Here is a 25,212-nt window from a genome sequence, read left to right as displayed (position 1 = left end):
CGTCGTCTCATGACGTCGTCTCAGGCCGCCGGCGGCACGGCCGGCTGCGACTGGGTGGAGCAGTGGATCCCGCCGCCGCCGCTCGCGATGACGTCGATGTTCAGCTGGACGACGGTCCGGGTCGGGTACTCGGCCGCCAGGATGGCGCGGGCCTGCTCGTCGGCGGCGGCGTCGCCGAACTGCGGCACGAACACCGCGCCGTTGGCCGTGTAGTAGTTGGTGTAGCTGGAGAGGAAGGCGTTGCCGGTGCCGCGGATCTTGGTGCGGTCGGGTCCCGGCAGCTCCACGATCGTCAGTGAGCGGCCCTGGGCGTCGGTCGCGGACTGCAGCACCTGCTTGGCCTGGTGGTAGACGTCGATCCAGATCTGCGCGGTGCCCGGACCCGGCTGGTCGAGGATGACGCGCCCGGGCGCGCTGAACCGGGCCAGGCAGTCGACGTGGTCGTCGGTGATGTCCTGGCCGGCCAGGCCGGCCAGCCAGATGACCTTGTCCAGGCCGAGCGTGGACTTGAGCCGCTGTTCGACGTCGCCCTGGCTCAGCCCGGGGTTGCGGTTGGGGTTCACCAGCGAGCTGACGGTGGCCAGCAGGGTGCCCTGGCCGTCGGTTTCCAGGGCACCGCCCTCGCCGACGAAGGGGGCCTGGATGCGGTTGACGTTGTACTGGGCCAGCAGGGACGCGGCGACCTTGGCGTCGTTGGAGTAGGCCTGGTAGTAGGGCGTGCCGGTCTTCCCCCATCCGTTGAAGTTGGTGTCCACGCCGGCGATCGCGCCGGGCCCGGCGAGGAAGGTCGGGCCGAAGTCGCGGATCCACAGGTCGTCGTTGGTGATCTGGAGGAAGGTGATGCCGTAGGAGAAGCCCATGGTGCTGGTGTCGCAGAGGTACTCCGCGAAGGGGACGGCGTCCGGGCTTGCGACCATCACGACCGGCTCGTAGCGGGAGATCTCCTTCGCCAGGTTGGCGATGTCGCGCCGCACGGGGGAGAGGTCCGTGCCCCAGGCCGCGGTCGACTCGGGCCAGGCCATGAACGTCAGGGTGTGCGGGTCGCTCTCGGCCGGCATGCGCAGGGCGGGCGTGGTGCCGGCGGCGCGGGCCACGCCGGGGAAGGCCAGGCCGAGCGCCACGACGGGCACGGCGGCCGCGCCGAACTGGAGCAGGCGGCGGCGGGAGATCTCTGGGGTGTTCATCGGGGAGCTCCTTGCTGTGGTCGTGCGGTGGGACGGTCGTGCCGAGGGGACGGTCGTGCCGAGGGGCGGCGAAGCGGGGGTGGGCGTCAGTGGATCTCGGCGAGGAGACCCTCCGCGTCGACGACGCGCCGCTCGGCATCGAGGTCGAGGCCGCGGCAGAGGAACAGGTAGAGGAGGCCCGAGACGGGCAGTCCTACGAACATCGAGTAGTCGGCGTCGCCGAGCAGGTGTGCGAACGTCCCGACGAAGGGGCCGGAGACCATGAACGGCACCATCGCCACCACGCCGACCAGGTAGGCGGTGTTTCCGCGCCAGCCCCAGCGTCCGTAGATACCGTGGGGGTTGAAGATCTCCTTGATGGAGTAGCGGCCGCGACGGACGAAGAAGTAGTCCACCAGGTTGATGGCCGTCCACGGGGTGAACACGTAGGCGAGGAAGATCAGCACATTGCCGTAGAAGGCGTTGAACCGGTCCACGCCGACGAACTGGGCCACGGCCCAGACCAGCGCGAACATCACGGTGATGCAGATCGCGCGGATCCGGCGGCTGGGAACGACCGGCGAGAACGAGTCCTTGATCGAGATCATGGACATCATGCCGCCGTACTGGTTGATCGCCATCACCGACAGCAGGCCGACCAGCAGGGCGAGCACCACCACCCAGCCGAGCCCGTGCACCAGCGAGTCGGCGGCCTCGCGGAAAGCCTGCACCGGCGTCGCGTTCGGGTGCGCGGCGGCGGCCAGCGCGCCGATCACGAAGACCCAGATCACCGAGATCCCGCTGGACAGGTAGGTCCACCAGAAGGTGGTGCGCACGTTGACCGTGGGCGGCAGGTAGCGCGAGTAGTCGGAGACGTAGGGGGCCCAGCCGAGCTGGAAGCCGGCCGCGATGACGAAGACCGTCATGAAGGCGGCGACGTGGAAGGGGCCGAATGCGAACGCGCCGTCCGGCAGGCCGGAGTCGCGCAGCGCGGCGACCGTGAGCACGGCCATGACGGCCACCAGCGGCCAGGTCAGCCAGCGGCTCACCCGGTGGATCCAGTGGTAGCCGAAGAGCGCGATCAGCGCGGCGACGGCGGCGGCGATGAAGTAGCCCACCGAGTTCCCGAGGCCGAAGAGGGTGTGCATGGCGTCGCCGGAGAGGATCGCGTCGGAGGTGTTGTAGGCCACGTAGTTGACCAGCGCGAAGACCCAGATCGTCAGTGCGGCGCCGAGGTAGCCGAACTGCGGGCGCGACTGCACGAGTTGGGGAAGCCCGAGCTGGGGCCCCTGGGCCGAGTGGAAGGCCATGAAGAAGGTGCCGAAGAGCGAGCCGGTGACGACGGCGACGACGGTCCACATCAGCCCGGCGCCGATGCTCAGCGCGGTGATGCCGGTGGCCATGCCGGTGAGGTTGATGTTGCCGACGAACCAGACGGCCCCGAGGTGGGCGGGTCGACCGTGGCGTTCGGCGACCGGGATCCAGTCGACGGAGTGGACTTCCACGCCGCCCTCCGGAGGCGCGGACGGGCGCCCTTCGGTCTCGACGAGGTTCGCACGGGCGGGGGCAGGCATGAGGGACGCCTCCAGGCTGTGATGGGCCGTCACCCGGGGCAGAGCGCTCCGGTGAGCCGACATACTGGCGTCAACTGAAATTTCAGTCAAGGTCCCGCGATGCGACGAATCGGCACTCGACAGTGTCCGTTCCGCCCCCTATGCTCGCTCGCCATGTCTCTCTTCGGCCGCCGTCCGCGCCTGACTCCCGAGCTGAATGACCATCAGCTGAGCAAACTGACAAAAAAGCTGACGGCCCATGGATTCTCCGGTCAACTGGAGCTCACGGCAGCGGCAAGCGCCTACGCGCCACTGGTCGACCGGCTGCTCAGGGATGTCGGGACCGACTGGGACCGCCGCTGCCACCGCCTCTCCGTCCTGGCCGGGACCGTGCCCAGGACTGTGGCCCAGGCCTGGCTTCGACAGCGCCCGAAGGATGCCAGCCTGATCCTTCTTTCAGCCTGGATGGACCTGCTGCAGGGGCGACGTGAGGGTGCGCTGCACGACCCCGGGGCGCTGATCGCCCGCTGTCACCAGGCGATCGAGGCCCGACCGGACGATCCGACGCCGTGGACCGTCCTGCTCGGGACGCTGCGTACGCTGTGGCGCCCGCAGGCCGAGGTCTTCCCGGTCTGGCGGGAGATCGTCGCGCGCGACCGCTGGCATCGGGCCGCGCACCTGGAGATGCTGGGCTACCTGTCACCGGAGGAGTGCGGCTCGCACCCGGAGCTGCTCGAGTTCGTGGACGCCGCCCGGAGCCGGGCGCCGCGTCAGAGCCCGGTCGCCGCACTGGAGCTGACCATGCTGGTCGACCGCTACGAGGCGACCGTCGCCGCGGGCGGGGTCGCCTCGATCGGGGCGGAGCGCCGCTGGAGCCGCCCCCTGGACGCCGCCGTCCTCGACGATGCCGTGACCTACTGGCCGCGCCCCGGTCACCTCGTCCACGCGGCGGCGCTCGCCGACCTCAACCTGCTCGCCTACGCGCTCGTCCGGGCCGAGCGGCTCCGTGACGCCGCCGGGGTCTTCCAGGCGATCGGTGGCGCCGTCACCTCCTGGCCCTGGGAGTTGTCGGGGGATCCGCTCAAGGAGTTCACCTACTGGAGCGACCGGTCCCGCGACCGCTGAGTCGGCAGGGCCGCAGTTTGCCGAAACGGCAAGGGATCCGTCCTTCCTGGCGGTTCCGTGCGCATGATCGGGTGGTAGCGCGCGCCGGGGCGGCCCGCCCCGCTCCCATCGTCGCGGCATGCGGCGGTCCACCCCCGGAGGAGACACGTGTTCCAGCAGCTTGCAGGCCTCACCCACCGATCGGTTCCCTCGTCCGGGAACCGGATCCACCTCGTGGAACTGGGAGCCGGGCCCCTGGTGCTCCTGGTCCACGGGTTCCCCGAGTCCTGGTACTCCTGGCGGCACCAGCTGCCGGCGCTCGCCGCCGCGGGGTACCGCGCCGTGGCGATCGACGTCCGCGGCTACGGCCGCTCGTCCGAGCCGACCGCCACCGACGCCTACCGGATGCTCGAGCTGGTCGAGGACGGCGTCGCCGTCGTGCGTGCCCTGGGCGAGGAGTCCGCCGTGGTCGTCGGCCACGACTGGGGCGCGACCATTGCCGCGCACTCGGCCCTGATCCGCCCGGAGGTGTTTCGCGCGGTCGGGCTGCTGAGCGTGCCCTACACCCCGCCCGGCGGGCCGCGTCCCAGCGAGGTCTTCGCCGCGATGGGCGGGGACGAGGAGTTCTACGTCTCGTACTTCCAGGAGCCCGGCCGCGCCGAGGCGGAGATCGAACCCGATGTACGCGGCTGGCTCGCGGGCTTCTACGCGGCTCTGTCCGCCGACACGATGCCTGCGTCCGACGCCCCCGATCCGCACTTCGTCAGCCGCGGCGCGACGCTGCGCGACCGGTTCCCCACGGGCCGGCTGCCGGCCTGGTTGGGCGAGCCGGAACTCGACTTCTACGCGGGTGAGTTCGAGCGCACCGGCCTGACCGGCGCGCTCAATCGGTACCGGAACATGGACCGCGACTGGGAGGAGCTCGCCGACTTCGCCGGCGCTCCGATCACGCAGCCGGCGCTGTTCATCGGCGGCAGCCTGGACGCCTCCACCACTTGGCTGGCCGACGCGATCGCGGCGTACCCGGTCACCCTGCCGGGGCTGGTCTCCTCCCACGTCCTCGACGGCTGCGGCCACTGGGTCCAGCAGGAGCGGCCGGCGGAGGTCAACCGACTTCTCGTCTCCTGGCTCGAAGGTCTGACCGTGTGACGCGCCGCCGCTCGGATAGCCCGTTCGAGGGGTGGTGCTGCGGGAAGGGCGGTGGACGCGGCATCATCCCGAGGGAAGGTGTGACGCGTACGAGGCAGCATGAGGAAGGACCCAGCCCATGCCCATTGCAACGGTCGACCCCGCAACCGGCGAGACACTCAAGACCTTCGACCCGATGGGACCGGAGGAGGTCGAACGGCGTCTGGCCGCCGCCCACGCCGCCTTCCGCCGCCACCGCGTCACGGACTTCGCCGAACGGGCCCGGCTGCTCCACCGCGCCGCGGACCTGCTGGACGAGGACCGCGACGACATCGCCCGCACCATGACCACCGAGATGGGCAAGCCGCTCGCCGCCGCTCGCGCGGAGGCCGCCAAGTGCGCCAAGGCCATGCACTGGTACGCGGACCGTGCCGAGGCCCTGCTGGCCGACGAGCGGCCCGCCCAGTCGGACGTGCAGGATTCCGGAGGCCGGCAGGTACGTGTCGTCTACCGGCCGCTGGGGGTCGTCCTGGCCGTCATGCCGTGGAACTTCCCGCTGTGGCAGGTGGTCCGGTTCGCGGCACCCGCCCTGATGGCCGGCAACACGGGCCTGCTCAAGCACGCCTCCAACGTGCCGCAGACCGCCCTCTACCTGGAGGACCTCTTCCGCCGGGCCGGCTACCCCGAGGGATGCTTCCAGACCCTGCTCATCGGTTCCGGCGCCGTCGAGGCCGTCCTGCGCGACCGCAGGGTCGCCGCCGCGACGCTGACGGGCAGCGAGCCCGCCGGCCGCTCGGTCGCCGCGATCGCCGGCGACGAGATCAAGAAGACGGTACTCGAGCTCGGCGGCAGCGACCCGTTCGTGGTGATGCCGTCGGCCGACCTGGAGCGCGCCGCGCGCACGGCGGTGACGGCCCGCGTGCAGAACAACGGCCAGTCCTGCATCGCGGCCAAGCGCTTCATCGTGCACACGGACGTCTACGACGCCTTCGCGGCACGCTTCGCGGAGCTGATGGCCGCGCTCACGGTGGGCAACCCCATGGACGCGTCCACCGACGTCGGCCCCCTCGCCACCGAGCAGGGCCGCGCCGACCTGGAGGAGCTCGTCGACGACGCGCTCGAGCACGGGGCGGTTGCCCTGTGCGGAGGCAAGCGCCCCGTAGCCCTGGCCCACGGCTGGTACTACGAGCCCACGGTGCTGGCCGGGGTGACGCCGCGGATGCGTATCCACCACGAGGAGGCGTTCGGTCCGGTGGCCACCCTGTACCGGGTGCGCGACGTGGACGAGGCCCTGGACGTGGCCAACGACTCGCCCTTCGGGCTGAGCTCGAACGTGTGGACCCGCGACGAGGAGGAACAGCACCGCTTCGTCCGGGACATGGAGGCCGGCGGAGTCTTCTTCAACGGCATGACGGCCTCCCACCCGGCTTTCCCCTTCGGCGGGGTGAAGCGCTCGGGGTACGGGAGGGAACTGTCGGAGCACGGAATCCGGGAGTTCTGCAACATCACGACGGTCTGGTACGGGGCCGTCTAGTGCTGCGACCAGGAAGGTTCGCCGGGTTGGTTGTCGGGCGGTTGGATGTGCGGTGACGTCCGCGAGTCCGACCGTTGGGGGTGCGGTGGCTGAGCCTGTCCGTGTGCGCAGGTTGACCGACCAGGAGGGGCAGAGGCTGCAGCAGATCGTGCGCCGGGGCAGCACCAGTTCGGTGCGGTTCCGGCGGGCGATCCCTGCACGCCTACTTACGCTGGCGCAACAAAAACGCCCGCCACCCCGACGTCCTCGCCGCCCAGCGGAAGGAGCGGGCTCGCGTCCGCAGCGAGAAGGGCCTTCGCTGGGGCGGACATCCTCAGAGGAGGGCCGCTCGGAGCAGGTGCCTTCCGGCTGGCAGCTTGCCCACGCAACCAACGCGACTCCAGATCAGACTGAGCAGCTCGCCCAGCACCAACCGAGAACTCACAACGTAGACCTGGACCCGCTCAACCCCGAATAGCCCGCGAAGCTCGGCTCCGGCCCGACGCCCTGTTCCCAACCGCGCTCGGTCAGTCGCAGCGCATGGCCGGGACCCGTCTCAGCGGGGTGCGCTGTGCCAGCGCCAGTCCGCCGTCAACCGCTCACGTCCGGGCAGGTCACCGCGGCCCGTGGCCCAGAGCAAGGTCTCCCAGGGGTCGGTGTCCGCCGGAGCGTCGGGGAAGAGGCGGTGCAGCGCCCGGGCGGCGAGGCCGGCCGGGGCAGTCCAGTCCAGGCCGAGCCCGCAGGACAGGTCGTAACCGTGGACGAAGAGCTCGACCAGGCCCATGGCCGCCGAACCCTCGGGGTCCGTCGTCCCCATGGAGTGGAAGGCACGGGCCTCCGGCGCCGACGTCCGCACCATTGCGATGTGGAGCGCCCCGCAGGCCTCCACCACCTGCACCAGGCCCTCGACCCCGGACTCGCGCTCACTGGAGATCACGCTCCACGGCTTGCCCGGTGCGGACTGATGATTGACGAACGACAGGAAGTCCTCGACGGGCGGTGACTGCTGGGCAAGCTGCGTGCCGTAAAAGAAGAAGCAGTCAGCGAGGTGTTCGGCGGTCTCCCAGCAGTCCATGTCCAGCGTCCCGGCCGGACGGCTCCAGTCCGCGGAGAGGGCGGTCGGCTGGCGCAGCAGCGCGACCACCAGCCGGAGACCTTCGGCAAGGTCGTCCGTCGTGACCGGCCCGATGGGCGGGAGCAGATCAGTCGAGGTCATGCGGGGGCGCCACCTTCGTTACGTCGTCGAGCGCAGAACATCCGCACCCTAGTGATCCACTCAGACGCCCGCAACGGAATTGATCTCCACGCACAAGCCGCCGGCCCCAAGGGCGCCACACCCTCGGGACCGCCACGCCAAGCAGATCTACCAGCACCCCGGCGAACCTTCCCGGTCACAGCACTGGGCGCGCCCACGGACTGTGCCCCCGTCCGCGCGGGCACGGACCTGGGGACGGAGACCGGTTCGGGGCCGGCGTCGTTCAGTCGCGGCCAGGCCGAGGACCCTGGGCGGGCCAGACGTCGGGCTGGTTGTCCCAGTGGATCTCGGCCGGGTCCAGGGGGTCGACATCCGGGCGCTCGTGGGAAACGCGTCGGACGAACTCGGCGTGGGTGGCGCACGGGTAGGGCTGGCCGACCGAGCCGTTCTCGCGCATCACGCGGACGTAGCGGTGACGGAGGCCCGGGATCAGGGCGGACACCTGGACCGGGCAGTCGGGGTTGGGCCAGGTGGTGTGCTCGGTGTGGGTCCTGGCGCGGACGCGCTGCGTCGGCGGCGGGGGGAGGGGCAGGTCGCCGAAGCCGGCCGGCAGGGGGGCGGGCTGCTGTTCGGCGGGCGCATCGGGCCAGGCCACATCGAGGACGGTGGCGCTGCCGACGGCTCGATCCCCGTCGCGCAGGGTGATCACATCGCCCGGCATCAGGTTGTGCCAGTGCGCGTCGTCCAGCGGGAGCAACCGTCCGAAGGCCCGGCCGCCGCTGCGGAGCGGCTCCTCGCCCTCCAGCCAGAGCGCCGCCACGCGCACCGCGCGGTAACTGCTGACGGCGTGCTCGCCCAGGTCCCACTGGGGTTGCAGGCCTCGACCCGGTGGGATCGGCGCGATACCCGTGTCCGTGGTGAGGGTGAGGTCGATGCGCAGGTACCCGCGAAGTGCCTCGGTGGTGCGCCAGCGGTACCACGCGGCCTCGGGTTCGCCGGGGAGCTGTTCGGCGGCGTCGGTGAGGAACTCCCAGAAGCGCGGCGGTGCGGGGTGCTGGTCCGCGGCCTCGGCGAGGGCCTTCAGCGCGGCGGCGTGGTCGCCCTTGGCGACGAGCGCACGGGCGAGCTCGGCCCCGCTGCTCGGCAGCAGTTCGGCGGCGGATTCGAGGACGTCTTCGATGTGCACGTCCGGCCTCTGTTCGGTTCGGCTGCGGTCAGGATCGGTCGTGGCCGGTGCCGGAACTCCGTCGGAGGGTTGCTCCGGCGGCGGGGGCGGCTTGGCGGTCACGCCTCAACCGTAGCGACTCGGCGAGCTGACGTGCTCCCGAGGGGGGACGGCGCAGGCGGAAGCCACCGCGACCCCGGCACTGCCTCCGCCTTCGTCGCGGCGCCGGCTCCGGTCATCGGGCTGGTGGGCCTGCTCCGGGCAGGGCCTCCGTCGCGGGAACCGCCCCGTGCCCCGTGCCCCGCCGACCAGTGGGTGACCGGCCCGCCGGTCAGCGGTGCTGAGGGGCCGACTCCGCTGCTTGGATCACCCCTGTTCGGCCGCCGGTCAGGGTGCGGCCACGACCGAGGGGGACACCATGCCCGGAGGTATGACCGGAGGCGCCGTCAAGGCCCTCGCTTGCGCGGCCATCGCCGCAGCGGCCCTGGTCGGGCCGGCCGCGCACACGGCGGACGTCTTCGCCCGCGCCGACGCCGCTGCCTCGCAGGACACGAACCAGGTCAACGCCGACGTCGCGCAGCCGTCCGGCGGCTGGGTGTACGCGCCCGACGGCGTCTCCCTCGACCCCAACGCGGCCTGAGCGTCACCGGCTGAACCGGTTCGGGTGCGTCAGAGGGTCGGATCCAGCAGCCGCAACACCTGGTCCCCGAAGTCGCTCGGCGTGGCGTTCAGGCCGGTTCCGGCGGGGTCCTGGGGCGTGGTGACGGTCGCGTCGCGGCAGCCGGAGAGGCCGACGGTGACGGTCGCGGCCGGCGTGGGGGAGTTTGGCGTGTAGAAGTCGAGGGTGAGCCTGCCGCCGTTGTCCATCGGGCAGTTGCGGATACCCGGGGGGAGGGGCGGCAGGCCGTTGGTCAGCGCCGCGATCCGCCGCACCGTCGCGACGTCCGTCACCGACGTCGTGCGCGTCACCGGCGACCCTCCCGGGCCGGGGCGCGACGTCCGGGCCTTCAGGCGGGTGACCCCGGACGGCACCTCGTTCCGCGCGCTGCGGACCCCGACCCGCACCTCCATCGCATCGACCCGCAGCAGCGCGCCGCCGTGCCAGGCGGTCGCGCTCGTCGCCAACGAGCGTTCCTGGTAGGCGCCTTGGTCGGGGAGGGCGAAGGTCTCCCCGAACGCCGTGCCCGATCCGCCCCCGACCATCGAGGCGTTGGGTGTCGAACCGGCCGGTGGATGGGCCAGCAGCCAGCTCTCGACCTGCTGCGGCGTCATGCCGACGGTCCACCAGGACGTCGTGAGGAGCAGGTGGTCCACGGCGGGCTCCGACATGGGCCCCTTCATCGCCTCCGGTACGCCGGACGGCTCCCCGCCCAGTCGGACCGCGCCCTGGGGCGCGCGGAACAACAACAGCAGCTCTCCGGGCGGCGTCGCCTGCTCGCCCGTCCCGGAGGGTGCGACGACGGACGCTCCCTTGGCGCAGCCCGCCAGCAGCAGGGCGGCGACTCCCACGATCGATCCGAGCGCGCGTACCGGGATCCTCATACCGCTTCGACGCGGTTCACCCCGGACGCGTTCCCCGGGGGGGTCGCAGAAAACCGCGCAGAAAACATGAACCGTCGTTCGGTTCTTATTGACAGACCGTCAGCACAGTCCCACTATGGGACGCAATTCGCACCCTCCCCTGCCGCCGCAGGCCCGCCCCACCGGGACTGAGGCTTCGTCAACCTGCCCGCGTGCGGCGCCTGTTCGGTATGTCCCCACCCTCACCCCGAAAGGAGCGCCTCATGCGCCGACGGCAACGTCAACGCGCCCTGGCGGCCTGTGTGCTCGCGGCGGCCCTTCCCCTGGCCGCCCTCGTCACCGGACCGTCCGCAGGCGCGGCGACGACATCGACCAGCAGTTACGCAGCCGACGGCGACTACTGCCTCGGCCAGTGCAACGACATCCTGCCGCCCGGCGAGAACGGCTCGGCGACCCAGACCCAGATCATCGGCTTCAAACTCTTCGGCACCAAACCCGCCCACACGGACGACCAGTTGGGCAAGTACGCGAGCCTCGTCGACGGCTACACCGGGCTGACGAACCAGAACCTCGGCTCGTTCTTCAACGACTCCTCCTTCGGCGTTCCGGCCGCCGACGTCGAGAGCGTCATCAACCCCGGCGGGCGCAGCGACGTCACCATCACCCGTGACACCACCGGCATCCCGCACATCAACGGGACCACCCGCTCGGGCACGGAGTACGGTGCCGGGTACGCGGCCGGGCAGGACCGGCTGTGGCTGATGGACGTGTTCCGGCACCTCGGACGCGGCGAGCTGAGCGGGTTCGCCGGAGGCGCGGCCGGAAACCGGCAGTTGGAGCAGGAGTTCTACCTCAACGGCGCCTACACCGACCAGGACGCGCAGGACCAGCTGACCCGGCTGCAGAACTCGGGGCCGCGTGGCGCGCAGGTGCTGCAGGACATGGGCGACTACCTGTCCGGCCTCAATCAGTACATCGCCGACGCCAGGTCCCACCTGAACTGGCCCGGTGAGTACAACCTGACCGGCAACGCCAACATCGTCACCGGCGCGGGCATCCAGCCGTTCCAGCCGTCGGACCTGCTGGCCATCGGCACGGTCATCAGCGCACTGTTCGGCTCCGGAGGCGGCAACCAGGTCGCCTCGGCGCTGGTCAAGGAGGCGGCCGAGGCCAAGTACGGTGCCACCCGGGGCGACCAGGTGTGGCAGGCCTTCCGTGAGGAGAACGACCCCGAGGCCGACCTCACCCTGCACGACGGGTCGACCTTCCCCTACGCGCAGAGCCCCGACAACCCGGCCGGCGTCGCCATGCCGGACCCGGGCTCGGTGACGCCGCAGCAGGTCGTCTACAACCCCACCGGCTCGGCCACCTCGGGCCCCGGCGTCGCCGCGGCGCCGCGTGCCGGTGCGGCGGCGAGAGCGGGGACCGCCACGGCCGGGGCGTCGGCCCCGGCCCCGGCCAAGGGCGTGCTGCCCGCGAACCTCTTCCGCACCCAGCACGGCATGTCCAACGCCCTCGTGGTGTCCGGCCAGTACACCGACTCCGGCAACCCGGTCGCCGTCTTCGGACCTCAGACCGGCTACTTCGCGCCGCAGCTGCTGATGCTGGAGGAGATCCAGGGCCCCGGCATCCATGCGCGCGGCGCCGCCTTCGCAGGCCTGAACCAGTACGTCGAGCTCGGCCGCGGCCAGGACTACGCGTGGAGCGCGACGAGCGCCGGGCAGGACATCACCGACACCTACGCGGTGACGCTGTGCAACACGGACGGGTCGGCGGCCACCAAGGACTCCAGCGCCTACCTCTTCCACGGTGTCTGCACGCCGATGGACAAGCTCGTGCGCACGGACTCCTGGTCGCCGACGGTCGCCGACTCGACCCCGGCCGGGTCCTACCAACTGGTCGCGTTCCGGACCCACTACGGCATCGTCCAGTACCGGGCCACCATCGGCGGCAAGCCCGTCGCCTACACCACGCTGCGCTCCACCTACGGGCACGAGGGCGACTCCATGGTGGGCTTCCAGATGCTGAACGACCCCGACGTCGTCACCGGTCCGGCCGGCTTCCAGCAGGCCGCGTCCAACATCGGCTACACCTTCAACTGGTTCTACGTGGACGCGCACCACACGGCCTACTACAACTCGGGCCTGAACCCGACCCGTGCGGCGGACGTCGATCCCAACCTGCCTGTCGCCGCCGCAGCGGACGGCTCCACCGACTGGCAGAACTGGGACCCCGCCACCTACACGGTCGCGAACACCCCGTCCGACCAGCACCCCAACTCCACCGACCAGGACTACTACGAGTCCTGGAACAACAAGATCGCAGCCGGCTACAGCGTCGCCAACTTCGGTGACGGCTCGGTCTACCGCAGTAACCTGCTCAACACCCGCATCCAGAAGCTGATCAACAGCGGCACCAAGATCACCCGCGCCGCGCTCGCCCAGCAGATGGAGGACGCCGCCGTCACCGACCTGCGCGGTGAGGCGGTCCTGCCGGAGCTGCTCCAGGTCATCGGCACCCCCACCGACCCGACCCAGGCCGCCGCCGTCGCCGAGCTGAAGACCTGGCTCGCGCACGGCGCCAAGCGCGTCGAGTCCTCGGCCGGCAGCAAGCAGTACACCGACGCCGATGCGATCCGGATCATGGACGCCTGGTGGCCGCTGCTGGTGAAGGCGGAGTTCGCCCCGGGCCTCGGCACCGACCTCTACACCGCGCTGACCAACGCGCTGCAGGTCGACCAGCCGCCGTCCGGCGGCCAGGAAGGCGTCTCGCACGCGGGCTCCAGCTTCCAGTTCGGCTGGTGGTCCTACGTCGACAAGGACCTGCGCGCCGTCCTCGGCGAGCCGGTCAAGGGCGGTCTGACGCAGACCTTCTGCGGCGGCGGTGACCTCGTCCAGTGCCGCGGTGACCTCCTCTCCGCGCTCTCGACGGCCGCCGCCACCCCGGCTGCGACCGTCTACCCGGCGGACGGCACCTGCTCGGCCGGAGACCAGTGGTGCGCGGACTCCATCCAGCAGCACCCGCTCGGCGGCATCACCGACGCCGAGACCAACTGGCAGAACCGGCCCACCTTCCAGCAGGTCGTCCAGTTCCCCGCGCACCGCGGCGACACCATCGCGGACCTCGCGCTCGGGCACACGGCCACCGCGTCCAGCTACCAGTCCGGGATCCTGCAGCCCACCTACTCGCCCGGCCTGGCCGTCGACGGCAACCAGGGCAGCCGCTGGGCGAGCAACTGGGACGACGGCGAGTGGATCCAGGTCGACCTCGGCACCCAGCGGCGCGTCGGCCGCGTGGTCCTCGACTGGGAGAAGGCCTACGGCAAGGCCTACCGGATCGAGGTCTCGGACGACGGGCAGCACTGGACCACCGTCTGGTCCACGGCCAACGGCCGGGGCGGCACCGACGACGACGCGTTCACACCGGTGAGCGCCCGCTACGTCCGGATGGCGGGGGTGGGCCGGGGGACCGGCTGGGGCTACTCGCTCTACGAAATGGGCGTCTACGCACAGTAACTGACGGGCGGCCAGATCAGCCCTGCGGGCCGGACCCCAACTCGGCCTGCAGGTCCGCCCAGTACAGGCGCATCATGCGCTTGAGTTCCGTCAGCAGTTCCGGGTCGGCCTCGCCGTCGGCCCGGAACACGTCGTGCAGGACCGTGTCCGCGACCCGGACCATGATCCGGGTCGCCCGCTCCATCAGCTCGCCTCCGGGCCGGCCCGTCAACGACTCCATGATGCGGCGCAGGCCGTCGGCGATGGCGGCGTTGTTGGCCTCGTCGGCGCGCGCGAGCTCGGGGCTGAGGTGGCGGCCGGACCACAGGGTCACGAAGCCCGGCTGCGCGCGGAACAGGTCGGCGTAGACGTCCACCACCGTGCCCACCATGTCGGTGAGCTCACCCCGGTCGGCCTGCGCGACGAGCGCGCCGATGGCGGCCTCGAAGCTGCCGATGTAGCGCTCCCCGAGCGCGGACACCACTGAGCCCTTGTCCGGGTAGAACTGGTAGATGCTGCCGACCGGAACCCCCGCGTCGTCGGCGATCCGGCGCATGGTCAGTGCCTCGTAACCGTCCGTGGTGAGGATCCGGTCGGCGGCCGTCAGCACCGCCTCGACCCGCGCGCGGCTGCGCGCCTGCTGCGGCTGCCGCCGCAAGCGCGGCCCTGATGTCTCCGTCACTTCGGTCACCACGTGCTCCCCGTCGCCTGGTACACGGACCGTAGCAGCACCGGCCCGTTGCGGGCGGGCGAGGCCGGGGCAGGAAGAGGCCCCGGGGCGTCGGGGGGTCGCACCGGGGCCGTACTGGCCGCTCAAAACCAGTCCCGACAGCCTATCGCCGCAGGTCAGCGCCGGGGAAGGGTTCGTCTTACACCCCTCGCCGTGGTTCCGCCCCGATCACCCGGGCGTCGCGCCGTTCCGGCGCGCCGGAACGGCGCCCCGTGGAGCGCCGAGCAGCCGGCCCCCTACGGCGCCATGCCCGACTCCTTCTCGAACCTTGTCCGGACAAGTCCAGGAGGATGCCGCGTCAAGGTCCATGGTGGAAAGAGATTCGCGCGCTCTCTGCCGCATTGAACAGCGCGCTACTCGAGGGTCACGTCAGGTCCGGACCGGCGGCCCAAGTGTTCCGCGCGGCGACGGGTGTCCGTTACCCGGACGCCGCCGTTCACCCCCGTGAGGGCGGCCAGGATCGCCCACATGTCTGAACAAGTTTCGGGTCTTCGCAAGCATCGCGCCCTCGTCGCCGCCGCCGCGCTCTCCCTCGCGCTCGTCGCGGCGGGCGGCTACCAGGCCGTCGCGCTCCCCGCGCCCGCCACCGCCTCCGTGTCGGCGCCCACCCTCACCGAGACCACCACCGGTCCGGTCTACAAGGGCGACACCGTCGGCTTCGCCTACGCGGTGCCGGCCTCGGACCTCAGCTCCACCAACTGGGTCGGCCTCTACGCGCCCGGCGCGAAGCCCGGCGTGCAGAGCTCCACCAGCTGGCAGTACACCCCCGACGCGAGCGGCAACGTCACCTTCGACACCAGCGCGCTGACCCCCGGTACCTACCAGGTCTACCTGTTCGCCAACAACGGCTACACCGTGCTGTCCGGGCCGATCGCCCTGGCCGTCAACGCGGCCCCCACCCCGAAGCCGACGCCCGAGCCGCCGGCTCCGAAGGTCGGCCCCGGGCCGAACCTGATCGTGAACGGTGACGCCGAGACGGGCGCCGGTACGCAGGTGGGCGTCGACACCAACACCGTGCCGGGCTGGCAGGTCACCGGCCTGCTCAACTCCGTCGCCTACGGCGCCAAGGGCGGCGAGGGCATCACCGACTTCCCGACCGCCACCACGCCCGGCCCGAAGAACCGCGGCCACAACGTCTTCTCGGGCGGTGGCGGCGGCGTCAGCACCGGCACCCAGACCGCCGACGTCTCGGCCGCCGCCAAGCGCATCGACCGCGGCCAGGTCACCTACGACCTGACCGGCTACCTCGGCGGTTCCGGCGCGATCACTGACGAGTCCTCCGTCACCAGCTACTTCCTCGACGCCCACGGCAAGGTCCTGGGCCACGCCACGCTCGGCCCGGTCACCCGCCAGATGCGCGGCTTCGCCACCGAGCTGCTGCCCGAGCAGGCGATCGGCAAGCTGCCGCGCGGCACCCGCAAGGTCCGCACGGTCATGACGATCACCGGCCCGCAGCCGCACGACCGCCTCGGCCACGCCCAGGGCTACGTCGACAACCTGGCCCTGCACATCTCCGCGCCCGTCCCGGCCCCGAAGCCCGTCAAGCCGCCCGTCGCGCACGTGCCCGGCTACGACCACGTCTTCGTCGTCATGATGGAGAACCAGGACTACAACGGCATCATCGGCAACAAGTCCGCGCCGTTCGTCAACAGCCTGGTCCCCAAGGGCGCGAACCTCACGAACGCGATCGCCGAGACCCACCCCAGCGACCCCAACTACGTGGCCCTCGCCGGCGGCAGCCTCTTCGGCGTCAACGACAACACCCCGTTCGCGAGCACCGTCGACGCGCCGCACATCGGCGACCTGGTCACCAAGGCGGGCGGCAGCTGGCGCGGCTACATGGAGAACGCGGCCGGCCCCTGCGACACCACCGCCCATGGCGCCTACACCATCGACGACCTGCCATTCTACTTCTTCAAGGACGTCAAGGACAACCCGGCCAACTGCAAGGCCCACCTGCTGCCGCAGACCCAGCTGACGACTGACCTGCAGAAGACCTCCACCACGCCGACGTTCTCCTGGCTCAGCGCCGACGACTGCGACGACATGGAGGGCTGCGGCGTCGCCGCCGGCGACACCTGGCTGAAGAACACCCTCACGCCGATCTTCAACTCCCCGGCCTGGAAGAGCCAGCGCTCGCTGCTCATCCTCACCTGGGACGAGGACGCGGCCGACGGCCAGCAGCAGCTGCAGCGCATCCCCACGCTGGTCCTCGGCTCCCAGGGCGTCCGCGCCGGCTCCACCAGCGACCTGCGCTACACGCACTACAGCATGCTGCGCACCATCGAGGCGGCACTGCACCTGCCCAGCCTGACCAAGAACGACCTCTACGCCCAGCCCGTCACGGGCATCTGGCAGCCCGTCCGCCGCGGCTGACGCACCGACAGAGCGGTCCCGGCCCCTGCTCAGGGGCCGGGACCTTCGCGTACGGGGGCCTCAACGCCGGGTGGCGACCCGCAGGGTGAAGCGGGCGCCGCCCAGGGGTGAGGGGCCGGCGGTCAGTTTGCCGCCGTGGGCACGGGCGACCCAGGAGGCGATGGAGAGGCCGAGGCCCGTGGAGCCGGAGCCGCTGCGGAACCGCTCGAAGAGGGATTCCGCCACGCCCGGCGGGATGCCGGGGCCGGCGTCGTCGACGGTGACGGTGCCGTCGGCGTCGACGGTCAGTGCCACGTGGGCGGGCTCGCCGGGCCGGTGGCCGTGGGTGAGGGCGTTGCCGAGGAGGTTGCCGACCGCGCGGCGCAGCAGCGCCGGGTCGCCGGTGACGATCACCGGCTGGGCCGTCAGCGTGATCGTGTCGGCGGAGGAGGCCGATGCCCGCGCGTCCTCGGCCGCCGCCTCGACGAGCAGGTCCAGCCGGACCGGCTCGGCGGCGACGTCCGCCGTGCCGCTGCTGAGACGGGCGCGCGTCAGCAGGTCGTCGACCAGCTCGCCCATCCGGCCGGCCAGGCGGACGGTGCGCTGGAGGGCCGCGTCGCGGGCGGAGTCGTCGCGCAGCGCCGTCTCGGCCAGGCCGCGCAGCGCGGCGGCGGGGGAGCGCAGGTCGTGGGCGGTGTCGGCGAGGAACTCCTCCTGCTGCCGGATCGCGGCCAGCGCGGGCCGGGTGGCCCGGCCGGAGAGCAGGTGGCCGATCACGGCGGAGATCAGCACCAGGACCGCGCAGCCGGAGTACAGCAGCAGCTCCAGGTGCTGGTGGGCGGCCTCGTCGGAGGAGGTGTCGGCGACGGCGATGACCGCGCCGACGGTGGTGTTGTTGTCGTCGTCGAACGCGTCGGCGTAGAGCCGGAGCGGGTGACCGTCGGTGCCGCGGACGCTCCGGTAGGTGGCGGCGTCGTTCGTGCGGACCAACTGCTCGGTGGCGGCCCTCAGGTCGGCGTCGGCGACGTGCGCGCACGGGTACGGGGGCGCGTAGCCGCGGGTGACCTTGTGGTTCAGGTCCAGGTAGACGAAGAGCGAGGGGCAGTCGGGCGAGAGGTAGCCGAGCATGGTGCTCGCGTCCACCTTGCCGTCGGCGGTGTAGCTGATCCCCGACATCGCCTGCGAGGTGGCGATGTTGAGTGAACTGTCGAGCTCCTTGTGCCGGGAGACGGCGTCGCTGTGCACGGCGAACGTCGCCAGCCCGACCAGGCCGACGGCGCTGGTGAGCGCGTACAGGGCGGTGAGCCGGCGTCGCAGACGTCGGACCCGGGTGGGCGCGTTCACCCGGCGGGCGCGGCGTGCGGATCGGCGGCGAGGCGGTAGCCGACGCCGCGCACGGTGTGGATCAGCGGCGGGTCGCCGAGCTTGCGGCGCAGCTGGGAGACCAGCACCTCGACCACGTTGGAGTTGGGCTCGGCCATCTCGTCCCAGCACTTCTCGATCAGCTCGCCCCGCGGCACCGCCTCGTCCGGTCGGGCCGCGAGCAGCTCCAGCAGCGCGAACTCCTTGGCGGTCAGCGGCAGCAGCACCCCCGCGCGACGGACCTGCCGCCGTGCGGCGTCCACCTCCAGATCGCCCACCCGGGTGGTCGTCGGTCGCACGCCGCCGGAACGGCGGCACAGGTTGCGCACGCGCGCGATCAGTTCCGGCGCGGCGAAGGGCTTCACGAGGTAGTCGTCGCCACCGGCCGCGAAGCCGTCGACGCGGTCGGCGACCTCGTCCCGCGCGGTGAGGAAGAGCACCGGGACGTTGCGGCCGGAGCGCCGGAGCTCGCGCACGTAGTCCAGGGCGTCGCCGGAGGGCAGCCCGCGGTCGAAGACGGCGCAGTCGTAGGCGGTCACGAACAGCGCCTCGTCGGCGGCCGGCAGGTCCGCCGCCTCGTCCACGGCCAGGCCGTCGGAGCGGAGCGCGGCCACGACCGAGAAACGCAGGTCCTCGTCGTCGTCGACCACCAGTACGCGCATAGGATCAGAATATCCGCCCAGGTCGGGCGCGCTTTTCCTCACCGGTCGGCGCTCCTTCCCGACGCCGACCGCCACAGCGTCAGCCCGGCGCGCAGCAGCTCGCGCACCGCCGCGCGTTCGTCCGGCGACCAGGCGTGCGCGCCCGCGGCCGGATCCAGGGCGCTGCCGTGGAAGAACTTCTCGTAGGCGGCATCGTGCACCGCGCCCTGCGCCGGCAGCCCGGGGCCGAGGCCCGGCGGCAGGCTGCGGGCCAGGTCGTCGAAGAAGTTCCACGCGGCCAGCAGCGCACCGGCCAGGGCCGGGTCCGGCACGGGCGCGTGCACCCACGCGCGGACCGGTTCCAGGTCGAGCTCCGCCTCGCCGTCCGGGACGAGGTGCAGGCCGTGCGCCGCGCAGTGGGCGTCCAGTTCGGTCCGCGAGCCGAAGGTCAGCAGCCGGGCGTCGCCGTCCAGGGCCAGCGTGTCGGGTGCGTCACCCGTCCCCGGCCGCCACAGGACGATCCGGTCCCCGGTCCGGCCCTGGATCCGGTACGGGTACGCGACGCTCAGCACGTCGTGCCGTCCGCGACGGGACGCAGGTCGACGAGGAAGCCGTCGACGGCGTCGGTGACGCAGCCGTTGCTGCGGCCGTAGGCGGTGTGGCCCAGGCCGTCGTAGGTCAGCAGCATGCCGTGCGGGAGCTGCGCCGCGAGGCTCTGCGCGTCCTGGTACGGCGTGGCCGGGTCGCCCGTGGTGCCGACGACCAGCACCGGCGGCAGTCCGGGCGCGTGGACGCGGTGCGGCTCGGCCGTCCCGGCGGGCCAGGTGCGACAGGCGAGGTCGGACAGGACGGTGGTGGCGCCGTAGTCACCGGAGGAGGCGGTCGCGCGGTCCAGGAGCCGCCAGTAGGCGTCCGGGGCACGGGGGTGCGGGACGTCGAGGCAGTCGACGGCGGTGAGCGCGGCGGTGCTGTTGTCGGGCGCCTGCTCGTCCTGCGAGGGAGTCGCGGCTCCGGGCGAGGGGCTGGATCCGTCGTCCTGGAGGTTCGTGCCGGACCGCGCGAGCGTGGCGAGCCCGGTCCCGTCACCCTGTTCGGCCGCGGCCCGCAGGCCGTCGGACAGCTCCTGCCACTGGGCCTCCGGCGTGTACATCGCCGTGGTGAGCGCGCTGTTGAAGGTCACGGCGTCGAGCGGCGGCTGCTTGCCGCCCTGCACGGGGAGCGGGTCGGTTGCAGTCCGCGTGGCGAGGTCGGCGAGGACCCGCCGGATCCCTGCGGGGTCGCCTCCGGCCGGGCAGCCGGTGGTGACGACCGTGGCGCACCGGTCCGCGTAGGCGTCGACCGCGTGCGCGAAGGCCGCGCCCTGTTCGAGGTCGCGCGCGGCCCAGTCCTTGCTCGGGTCGACGGCCCCGTCCAGCACCAGCGCGCGGACGCGCTGCGGGAACAGCTCGCCGTAGACGGTGCCCAGGTAGGTGCCGTAGGACCAGCCCAGGTAGCTCAGCTTCGGGTCGCCGAGGGCGGCGCGCAGCACGTCGAGGTCGCGGGCGGCGTCCTCGGTGCCGACGTGGCGCAGCAGGTCCCCGCTGTGGGCCAGGCAGGCGGCCGTGCCGGCGTCCGCGCTCGCGACGGCGGCCCCGCGGTCGGCGGCGGTCCGCGGGACGAGCGGGGCTGCGTCGGTGGCCGGGTCGGGGGCGGTGGCGGGGTCGCCGGTGGGAGTCGCCGCAGGACCGCTGTCGCCGCAGTCCACGGACGGCCGGCTCCCGGCGACCCCGCGCGGGTCGAAGCCGACGATGTCGAACCGGGCGCGCACCGTGGCGCTGAAGGAGTCCGTCCCGCCCGCCTTCAGCGTGGCGACGCCGGACGCGCCGGGGCCGCCGGGATCGAACACCAGCGAACCGATCCTGGCCGACGGGTGGGTCGCCGCAGCCTTCGCCAGCGGCAGGCTGAACGTCTTGCCGTTGCCCGGGTGCGTGTAGTCCATCGGGACCGTCAGGCGCGCGCACTGCAGTTCCCCGCAGGCCGTCCAGGTGAGCTTCTGCGCGTAGAACCGCTGGAGGGGGTCGGTGTGCGCAGTGGGTACCGTCAGCTGCGGTGCGCAGCCCGCGAGGGCGGCGGCGCCTGCGACCGCGGCGGCGAGGGCCGCGCGTATGGTTCCGGTGGACCTGGGTGCGTGCATGGTGGATCTGTCCGTCCGTGTCGAGCCGGGCGCGTCACCGAGCGGTGCGACGCTGCTTGCAGCGTGGGGTGGCCGGGCTGAGGTTTTGATGAGGGCCGGGGCTTCGGCGCGCGTCAGCGCGCGTCGCGGCGCCGCCGCCGGACCAGCAGCACCACCGTCGACCCCGCCGCGACCAGGCCGACGGAGGCCAGGGCTGTCGCCAGGACCCGACCGTCGACACCGGTCCGGGCGAGCAGGCCGGTCGGGTCCAGGGAGACCGCGGACGCGGACAGGGCTCCGGCCTGCGGGGTGCGCGGCGTCCGCCCGTCGAGTGTCGGCAGGGTCCACCCCCGGTCGCTCGGGTCGGCCGAGCAGCGACGCGAGGCGAGGCCGGAGCCGTCGGCCGCCAGGCACCGGCCCGTCTGCCGGTTGCGCAGCTCGCCGCGGGCCGGGTCGTAGGTCCACAGCTTCGCCGGATCGGTGACCCGGCCGGAGTCCTTCGCGCCCTTGCAGTCACGGATCCGGACGCCGGTCCGGCCGTCGCCCAGGCAGTAGTTCGACGGCAGCCGCAGCGTGCCGTCGGACCCGTGCACCCAGCCGCGGTCCGCCCTCGGCAGACACGGGACGAGAGCCGCCACGACCCCGTCCGCGACGGTCCCGTGCACGCCCAGGCACGCCTTGCCCTTGCCCACCTCGCCCCGCACCGAGTTGCCGATCCCGTTCCGCTGGACGCTGCCGCCCGCGACGCGGGCGACCCGCGACTGCGGGTCGCAGGCGGGGCCGAGCCCGGTGCCGGACACCCCGGCGTGCACCCGGCCGCCGTCGCCGCTCGGCAGGCCGAACCGGACGCCGGAGCCGGGCTGGTCGTAGCAGGTGGAGCGCGGGTCGTTCCACTCGACGTACTCGGTCCGGTCGACCATGTTCTGCGTGGAGACCGCGTGGGCGGTGGTCCTGATCCGGCCGAGGACGATGGTCCTGCGGGTCTGCTGGTCGGTCACCTTGCCTTCGAACCAGCCGTCGCCGACGGCGCTGACGGTGAAGGCGTAGGTGTGGCCGGTGGTCCAGTCGACGGTGGCGGCGCAGTGCTCACCGGTGCCCTCGCCGCCGAAGCTCTCGCAGTGGCTGCCCGCACCCGGCACCGCCTGGGTGGCGTTCCGGACGGAGAAGAGCATCCAGCGCGGGTCGCCGCCGTTGCTCCGCAGGCCGATGGAGCCGGTCCGGCCGTCGTCCAGGTCGAACTGGTGGCTCCAGAAGACGTCCGCGGTCCAGCCCGGGTCCACGGTGGGCGTCGTCGTCCAGGTCACGTCGTGCAGCGGCCTCGTCCCGGCCGGGAACGCGTAGTCGGTGGAGGACCCCGGCGTGTGCCCGTCGTCCGCGTGCGCCCCGGGCGCGACGGCAAGACCCAGCCCGGCCACCACGCCCAGCGACAACAACCCACCCAGCAGCCGCGGTCGGACCCGACGGTACGTCATCCACCACTCGATTCAGACGGTGCTCAGCACGCCACCGCCGCCTCCTCGAACGGCGGCGACGCGCTCGGACGCGTCAGCGTCCCGCACCGGACCTGAGGTTTCGATGAGGACGTGCCCGTCGGGCAGCTCGCCGGCATCGGACGGGCCGGACACGAAGCCGACCATCTCGGGTCACCCGTTCGGCGGAGCGTTCGTGCGGTCGCTTCTCGGTCCCGGCCACGGCTGTTCATCGCCGGCGGTCACGACCACATCCTGCCTCCGGCCGTGCGGCGCGAGAATGACCGGAAGAACCCCTTCGAGGAGGCTGCCGTGTCGGTGTGGCACCTGCGGGACTTCCACGACGACGACCTCGACCAGGCCGTCCAGCTGTGGGACCAGGGCCGGCAGGCCGACCTGTCGCTGCCCGTCTTCCCCGTCTCCGAGGTCGTCGGTGCGGCCCGTGGCGGCCAGCCGGCCGTCGTCGCCGTGGTCGGGGAGGAGCTCGTCGGGATGGTCGTCGCCCGCGCGGAGGGCGAGCGCGGCTGGATCATGATCGTCGCGCTGTCCGGCGCCTGGCGGAACCGGGGCCTGGGCAGCGCGCTGATCGCCCAGGTCGAGCAGCGCCTGCGAGCCAAGGGCGTGCGGCGGATCGGCGCGGTCCTGACTCCCGGATCGGCCGGTACGACGGCCCTGGAGAACTCCGGCTACCGCCTCCTGGACGGCCTGGTCTACTACGAGAAGCTCGAACACCTCGGCGCGGCGGACGCGGGGCTGCTCGCCCAACTCGGTGGCCGGGTCATGCCGCAGGGCCTGTGGGAGCAGCTCGCGGGCATGTACGAGGCCAAGGAGACGATCGAGAAGCGGATCGTGCTGCCACTCGCCGAGCCGGAGGTGGCCGAACGCTACGGAGTGCGCCCGCCCAAGGCGGTCATCCTGTTCGGGCCACCGGGCACCGGCAAGACCAGCTTCGCCAAGGCGGTCGCCTCCAGGCTGGGCTGGCCGTTCGTGGAGCTGTTCCCCTCCCGCCTCGCGGCCGACGCCGACGGAGCCCTCGCCGCGTCGCTGCGCGAGGTCTTCGCGGACCTGGCCGAGCTGGGCAGCGTGCTGCTCTTCATCGACGAGGTCGAGGAGATCGCTGCCGCCCGCTCCGGCACGGCCGTCGACCCGGGACACGGAGTCACCAACGAACTCCTCAAGCTCATCCCGGCCTTCCGTGACCACGACGACCGCCTGCTGATCTGCGCCACCAACTCGCTGCGCACCCTGGACCCGGCCTTCCTGCGTCCGGGCCGGTTCGACTACGTCATCCCCGTCGGACCGCCCGACCCCAGTGCCCGCGAGGCGATCTGGCGGCGCTACCTCGGTCCGGCCGGGCAGCGGGTCGACCTCGACCGGCTCGTCGCCGCGAGTGAGATGTTCACCCCGGCCGACATCGAGTACGCCGCCCGCAAGGGCTCCCAGCGGGCCTTCGAGCACGAGATCGCCCACCGCCGCGGTGCCCCGCCCGCCACCGACGACTATCTCGCGGCCATCGCGGACACCCGGCCCACCCTCACCGAGCGGGCCTTGGCCGACTTCGCCGAGGACGGAGCACACATGCGTCTCTGACGCAGCCTCCGGTCGCACCGATCACCGATCACCTGCTCCGGCCGGTCACTGGCGCGAGCACCCTGACGCGCTGTCCACATCGACGGCGCCACCGCGCCACGGTGCCCCTGGTCCAGCGGGCGAGACGCGCCACATGATGATCACGTGAACCTCGTCGACGCCTTCATACCGATCTGGGCCCTGACCGCCGTCGGCTATCTCGCGCGGCGCCGGGGACTGCTCGGCGAGGGCGCCGCGATGGTGCTCGGGCGGTACGTCTTCCATCTGGCCATGCCCGCCGCGCTGTTCCTCACCCTGTCGGTGACCCCGCTGGGCAGCTTCGACCTGCGCGGGCTGGGCGTGTTCGGCGTGAGCACGGCCGTGGTCGTCGGCGTCGGCTGGTTCGGTGCCGCGCGGCTGTTCGGCCGCAAGGCCGGGGAGCGGCCGGTGTGGGGGATGGCCGCGGGCTACGTCAACTCGGCGAACCTGGGCATCCCGATCGCCCAGCAGGTGCTTCACAGCGTCTCGTTCCTGGTCGAGGTGGTCCTCGTCCAGGTGCTGGTGGTGACGCCGGTCATCCTCACCGCGCTGGACCGGCACACCGACGCGGCGGGCCGGATCCGGCTCAGGCGGCTGGCCGGCCTGCCGTTCCGCAATCCGGTGATCCTCGGGTCCGCGTTCGGCGTGGTGTGGTCCGCCGGGCATCTACCGGTGCCGCACGTGGTGTCCGGCACGTTCGGCCTGCTCGGCGCCTCCGCCGTTCCCGTCGCGCTGATCGCGCTCGGCGCCTCGCTGCACAGTGAGGACGCCCGGCCCGCGACCGCAGCCGAGATCGGGGTGATCGCGGGCCTCAAACTGGTCGCCCAACCGGTCGTCGCGCTGCTCGTCGGTCTTCTCTTCCACCTGACGCACGCGCAGCTGTTCGCGGTGGTGGTCTGCGCCGGTCTGCCGACGGCGCAGAACACCTTCATCTTCGCCCAGGAGTACGGCGTCGGCGAGGCCCTCGCCAACCGCGCGGTCATCGTCTCCACCACCTTCTCCCTCGGCACCCTTGCGGTGGTGGCCGCGCTGCTCGGACCGCGCTGAACCGAACCGACG

Annotated in this window: 20 protein-coding genes and 1 pseudogene; 9 read left to right on the top strand and 12 right to left on the bottom strand. The window is 72.2% G+C overall.

Translation table 11 applies throughout. The features are described from left to right. Nucleotides 1–20 precede the first annotated feature (20 nt). The gene (locus tag BMY61_RS25680; protein ID WP_042454901.1) at nucleotides 21–1,184 is read right to left on the bottom strand and encodes an agmatine deiminase family protein; all 1,164 of its coding nucleotides are present in this window, start codon (nucleotides 1,182–1,184) and stop codon (nucleotides 21–23) included. Between the two features lie 86 nt (nucleotides 1,185–1,270). After that, nucleotides 1,271–2,668 carry a purine-cytosine permease family protein gene (locus tag BMY61_RS25675; RefSeq protein ID WP_042455015.1) on the bottom strand — a complete coding sequence of 466 codons (1,398 nt, stop codon included), beginning with the start codon at nucleotides 2,666–2,668 and terminating at the stop codon, nucleotides 1,271–1,273. Nucleotides 2,669–2,890: 222 nt separating this feature from the next. Here BMY61_RS25675 and BMY61_RS25670 point away from each other — a divergent pair, with 222 nt between their 5' ends. From BMY61_RS25670 to BMY61_RS48640, 4 genes and pseudogenes are all read left to right on the top strand, one after another. After that, a complete protein-coding gene (locus tag BMY61_RS25670) occupies nucleotides 2,891–3,841 on the top strand; it encodes a hypothetical protein (protein ID WP_042454898.1) in 951 nt (316 codons plus the stop codon). Between the two features lie 147 nt (nucleotides 3,842–3,988). After that, a complete protein-coding gene (locus BMY61_RS25665) occupies nucleotides 3,989–4,969 on the top strand; it encodes an alpha/beta fold hydrolase (RefSeq protein ID WP_042454894.1) in 981 nt (326 codons plus the stop codon). Nucleotides 4,970–5,087: 118 nt separating this feature from the next. After that, nucleotides 5,088–6,482 (top strand): NADP-dependent succinic semialdehyde dehydrogenase, encoded by a 1,395-nt coding sequence (locus BMY61_RS25660; RefSeq protein WP_042454892.1) that lies wholly within the window; start codon nucleotides 5,088–5,090, stop codon nucleotides 6,480–6,482. 188 nt (nucleotides 6,483–6,670) lie between these two features. Then, nucleotides 6,671–6,790, top strand: a pseudogene (locus BMY61_RS48640) (IS630 family transposase); the annotation flags it as partial. 227 nt (nucleotides 6,791–7,017) lie between these two features. Here the strand turns inward: BMY61_RS48640 and BMY61_RS25650 are convergent. Further along, the gene (locus BMY61_RS25650; RefSeq protein WP_042454890.1) at nucleotides 7,018–7,677 is read right to left on the bottom strand and encodes a DinB family protein; all 660 of its coding nucleotides are present in this window, start codon (nucleotides 7,675–7,677) and stop codon (nucleotides 7,018–7,020) included. Nucleotides 7,678–7,939: 262 nt separating this feature from the next. After that, nucleotides 7,940–8,842 carry a tetratricopeptide repeat protein gene (locus tag BMY61_RS25645; protein ID WP_052439184.1) on the bottom strand — a complete coding sequence of 301 codons (903 nt, stop codon included), beginning with the start codon at nucleotides 8,840–8,842 and terminating at the stop codon, nucleotides 7,940–7,942. A gap of 397 nt (nucleotides 8,843–9,239) precedes the next feature. Between BMY61_RS25645 and BMY61_RS25640 the strand changes: the two genes are divergently transcribed. Continuing rightward, a complete protein-coding gene (locus tag BMY61_RS25640) occupies nucleotides 9,240–9,461 on the top strand; it encodes a hypothetical protein (protein ID WP_143094520.1) in 222 nt (73 codons plus the stop codon). 29 nt (nucleotides 9,462–9,490) lie between these two features. On the opposite strand, the gene BMY61_RS25635 is transcribed toward BMY61_RS25640, so the two are convergent. Then, nucleotides 9,491–10,330, bottom strand: coding sequence for a hypothetical protein (locus BMY61_RS25635; protein WP_143094519.1), 840 nt, complete (start codon nucleotides 10,328–10,330; stop codon nucleotides 9,491–9,493). A 275-nt stretch (nucleotides 10,331–10,605) separates the two neighbouring features. On the opposite strand from BMY61_RS25635, the gene BMY61_RS25630 reads away from it, so the two are divergent. Continuing rightward, entirely contained in the window at nucleotides 10,606–13,857 is a 3,252-nt protein-coding gene (locus tag BMY61_RS25630) for a penicillin acylase family protein (protein WP_082015418.1), read from the top strand. A 16-nt stretch (nucleotides 13,858–13,873) separates the two neighbouring features. On the opposite strand, the gene BMY61_RS25625 is transcribed toward BMY61_RS25630, so the two are convergent. Then, nucleotides 13,874–14,527 (bottom strand): TetR/AcrR family transcriptional regulator, encoded by a 654-nt coding sequence (locus BMY61_RS25625; protein ID WP_161791320.1) that lies wholly within the window; start codon nucleotides 14,525–14,527, stop codon nucleotides 13,874–13,876. A 507-nt stretch (nucleotides 14,528–15,034) separates the two neighbouring features. On the opposite strand from BMY61_RS25625, the gene BMY61_RS25620 reads away from it, so the two are divergent. After that, nucleotides 15,035–16,942: an alkaline phosphatase family protein gene (locus BMY61_RS25620; RefSeq protein WP_052439182.1), complete on the top strand. Its 1,908-nt coding sequence runs from the start codon at nucleotides 15,035–15,037 to the stop codon at nucleotides 16,940–16,942. 60 nt (nucleotides 16,943–17,002) lie between these two features. Here BMY61_RS25620 and BMY61_RS25615 read toward each other — a convergent pair whose 3' ends face one another. The 6 genes from BMY61_RS25615 to BMY61_RS46440 all read right to left on the bottom strand — a co-directional run bounded on the left by BMY61_RS25615 (nucleotide 17,003) and on the right by BMY61_RS46440 (nucleotide 22,713). After that, entirely contained in the window at nucleotides 17,003–18,265 is a 1,263-nt protein-coding gene (locus BMY61_RS25615; protein WP_042454884.1) for a sensor histidine kinase, read from the bottom strand. Continuing rightward, the gene (locus tag BMY61_RS25610) at nucleotides 18,262–18,945 is read right to left on the bottom strand and encodes a response regulator transcription factor (RefSeq protein ID WP_042454881.1); all 684 of its coding nucleotides are present in this window, start codon (nucleotides 18,943–18,945) and stop codon (nucleotides 18,262–18,264) included. The genes BMY61_RS25615 and BMY61_RS25610 overlap by 4 nt, the downstream gene beginning before the upstream one ends. A 38-nt stretch (nucleotides 18,946–18,983) precedes the next feature. Further along, complete coding sequence (locus BMY61_RS25605; RefSeq protein WP_236656495.1) at nucleotides 18,984–19,496, bottom strand: hypothetical protein; 513 nt, start codon at nucleotides 19,494–19,496, stop codon at nucleotides 18,984–18,986. Continuing rightward, complete coding sequence (locus BMY61_RS25600) at nucleotides 19,490–21,097, bottom strand: alpha/beta hydrolase (protein WP_042454879.1); 1,608 nt, start codon at nucleotides 21,095–21,097, stop codon at nucleotides 19,490–19,492. Before BMY61_RS25600 ends, BMY61_RS25605 begins: the two co-directional genes overlap by 7 nt. A gap of 113 nt (nucleotides 21,098–21,210) precedes the next feature. After that, complete coding sequence (locus BMY61_RS25595) at nucleotides 21,211–22,548, bottom strand: DUF3472 domain-containing protein (protein ID WP_052439181.1); 1,338 nt, start codon at nucleotides 22,546–22,548, stop codon at nucleotides 21,211–21,213. Between the two features lie 12 nt (nucleotides 22,549–22,560). Continuing rightward, a complete protein-coding gene (locus BMY61_RS46440; protein ID WP_161791319.1) occupies nucleotides 22,561–22,713 on the bottom strand; it encodes a hypothetical protein in 153 nt (50 codons plus the stop codon). Nucleotides 22,714–22,857: 144 nt separating this feature from the next. Between BMY61_RS46440 and BMY61_RS25590 the strand changes: the two genes are divergently transcribed. Next, on the top strand, nucleotides 22,858–24,135 hold the full coding sequence (locus tag BMY61_RS25590; protein ID WP_042454877.1) for an ATP-binding protein: 1,278 nt from the start codon (nucleotides 22,858–22,860) through the stop codon (nucleotides 24,133–24,135). Nucleotides 24,136–24,279: 144 nt separating this feature from the next. Next, complete coding sequence (locus BMY61_RS25585; RefSeq protein WP_042454874.1) at nucleotides 24,280–25,200, top strand: AEC family transporter; 921 nt, start codon at nucleotides 24,280–24,282, stop codon at nucleotides 25,198–25,200. Nucleotides 25,201–25,212: the final 12 nt, after the last annotated feature.

This window comes from Streptacidiphilus jiangxiensis, from assembly GCF_900109465.1.
Taxonomy (GTDB): domain Bacteria; phylum Actinomycetota; class Actinomycetes; order Streptomycetales; family Streptomycetaceae; genus Streptacidiphilus; species Streptacidiphilus jiangxiensis.
Note: the sequence above shows the minus strand (reverse complement) of the source record. Positions and strands in the feature narration are given on the sequence as shown.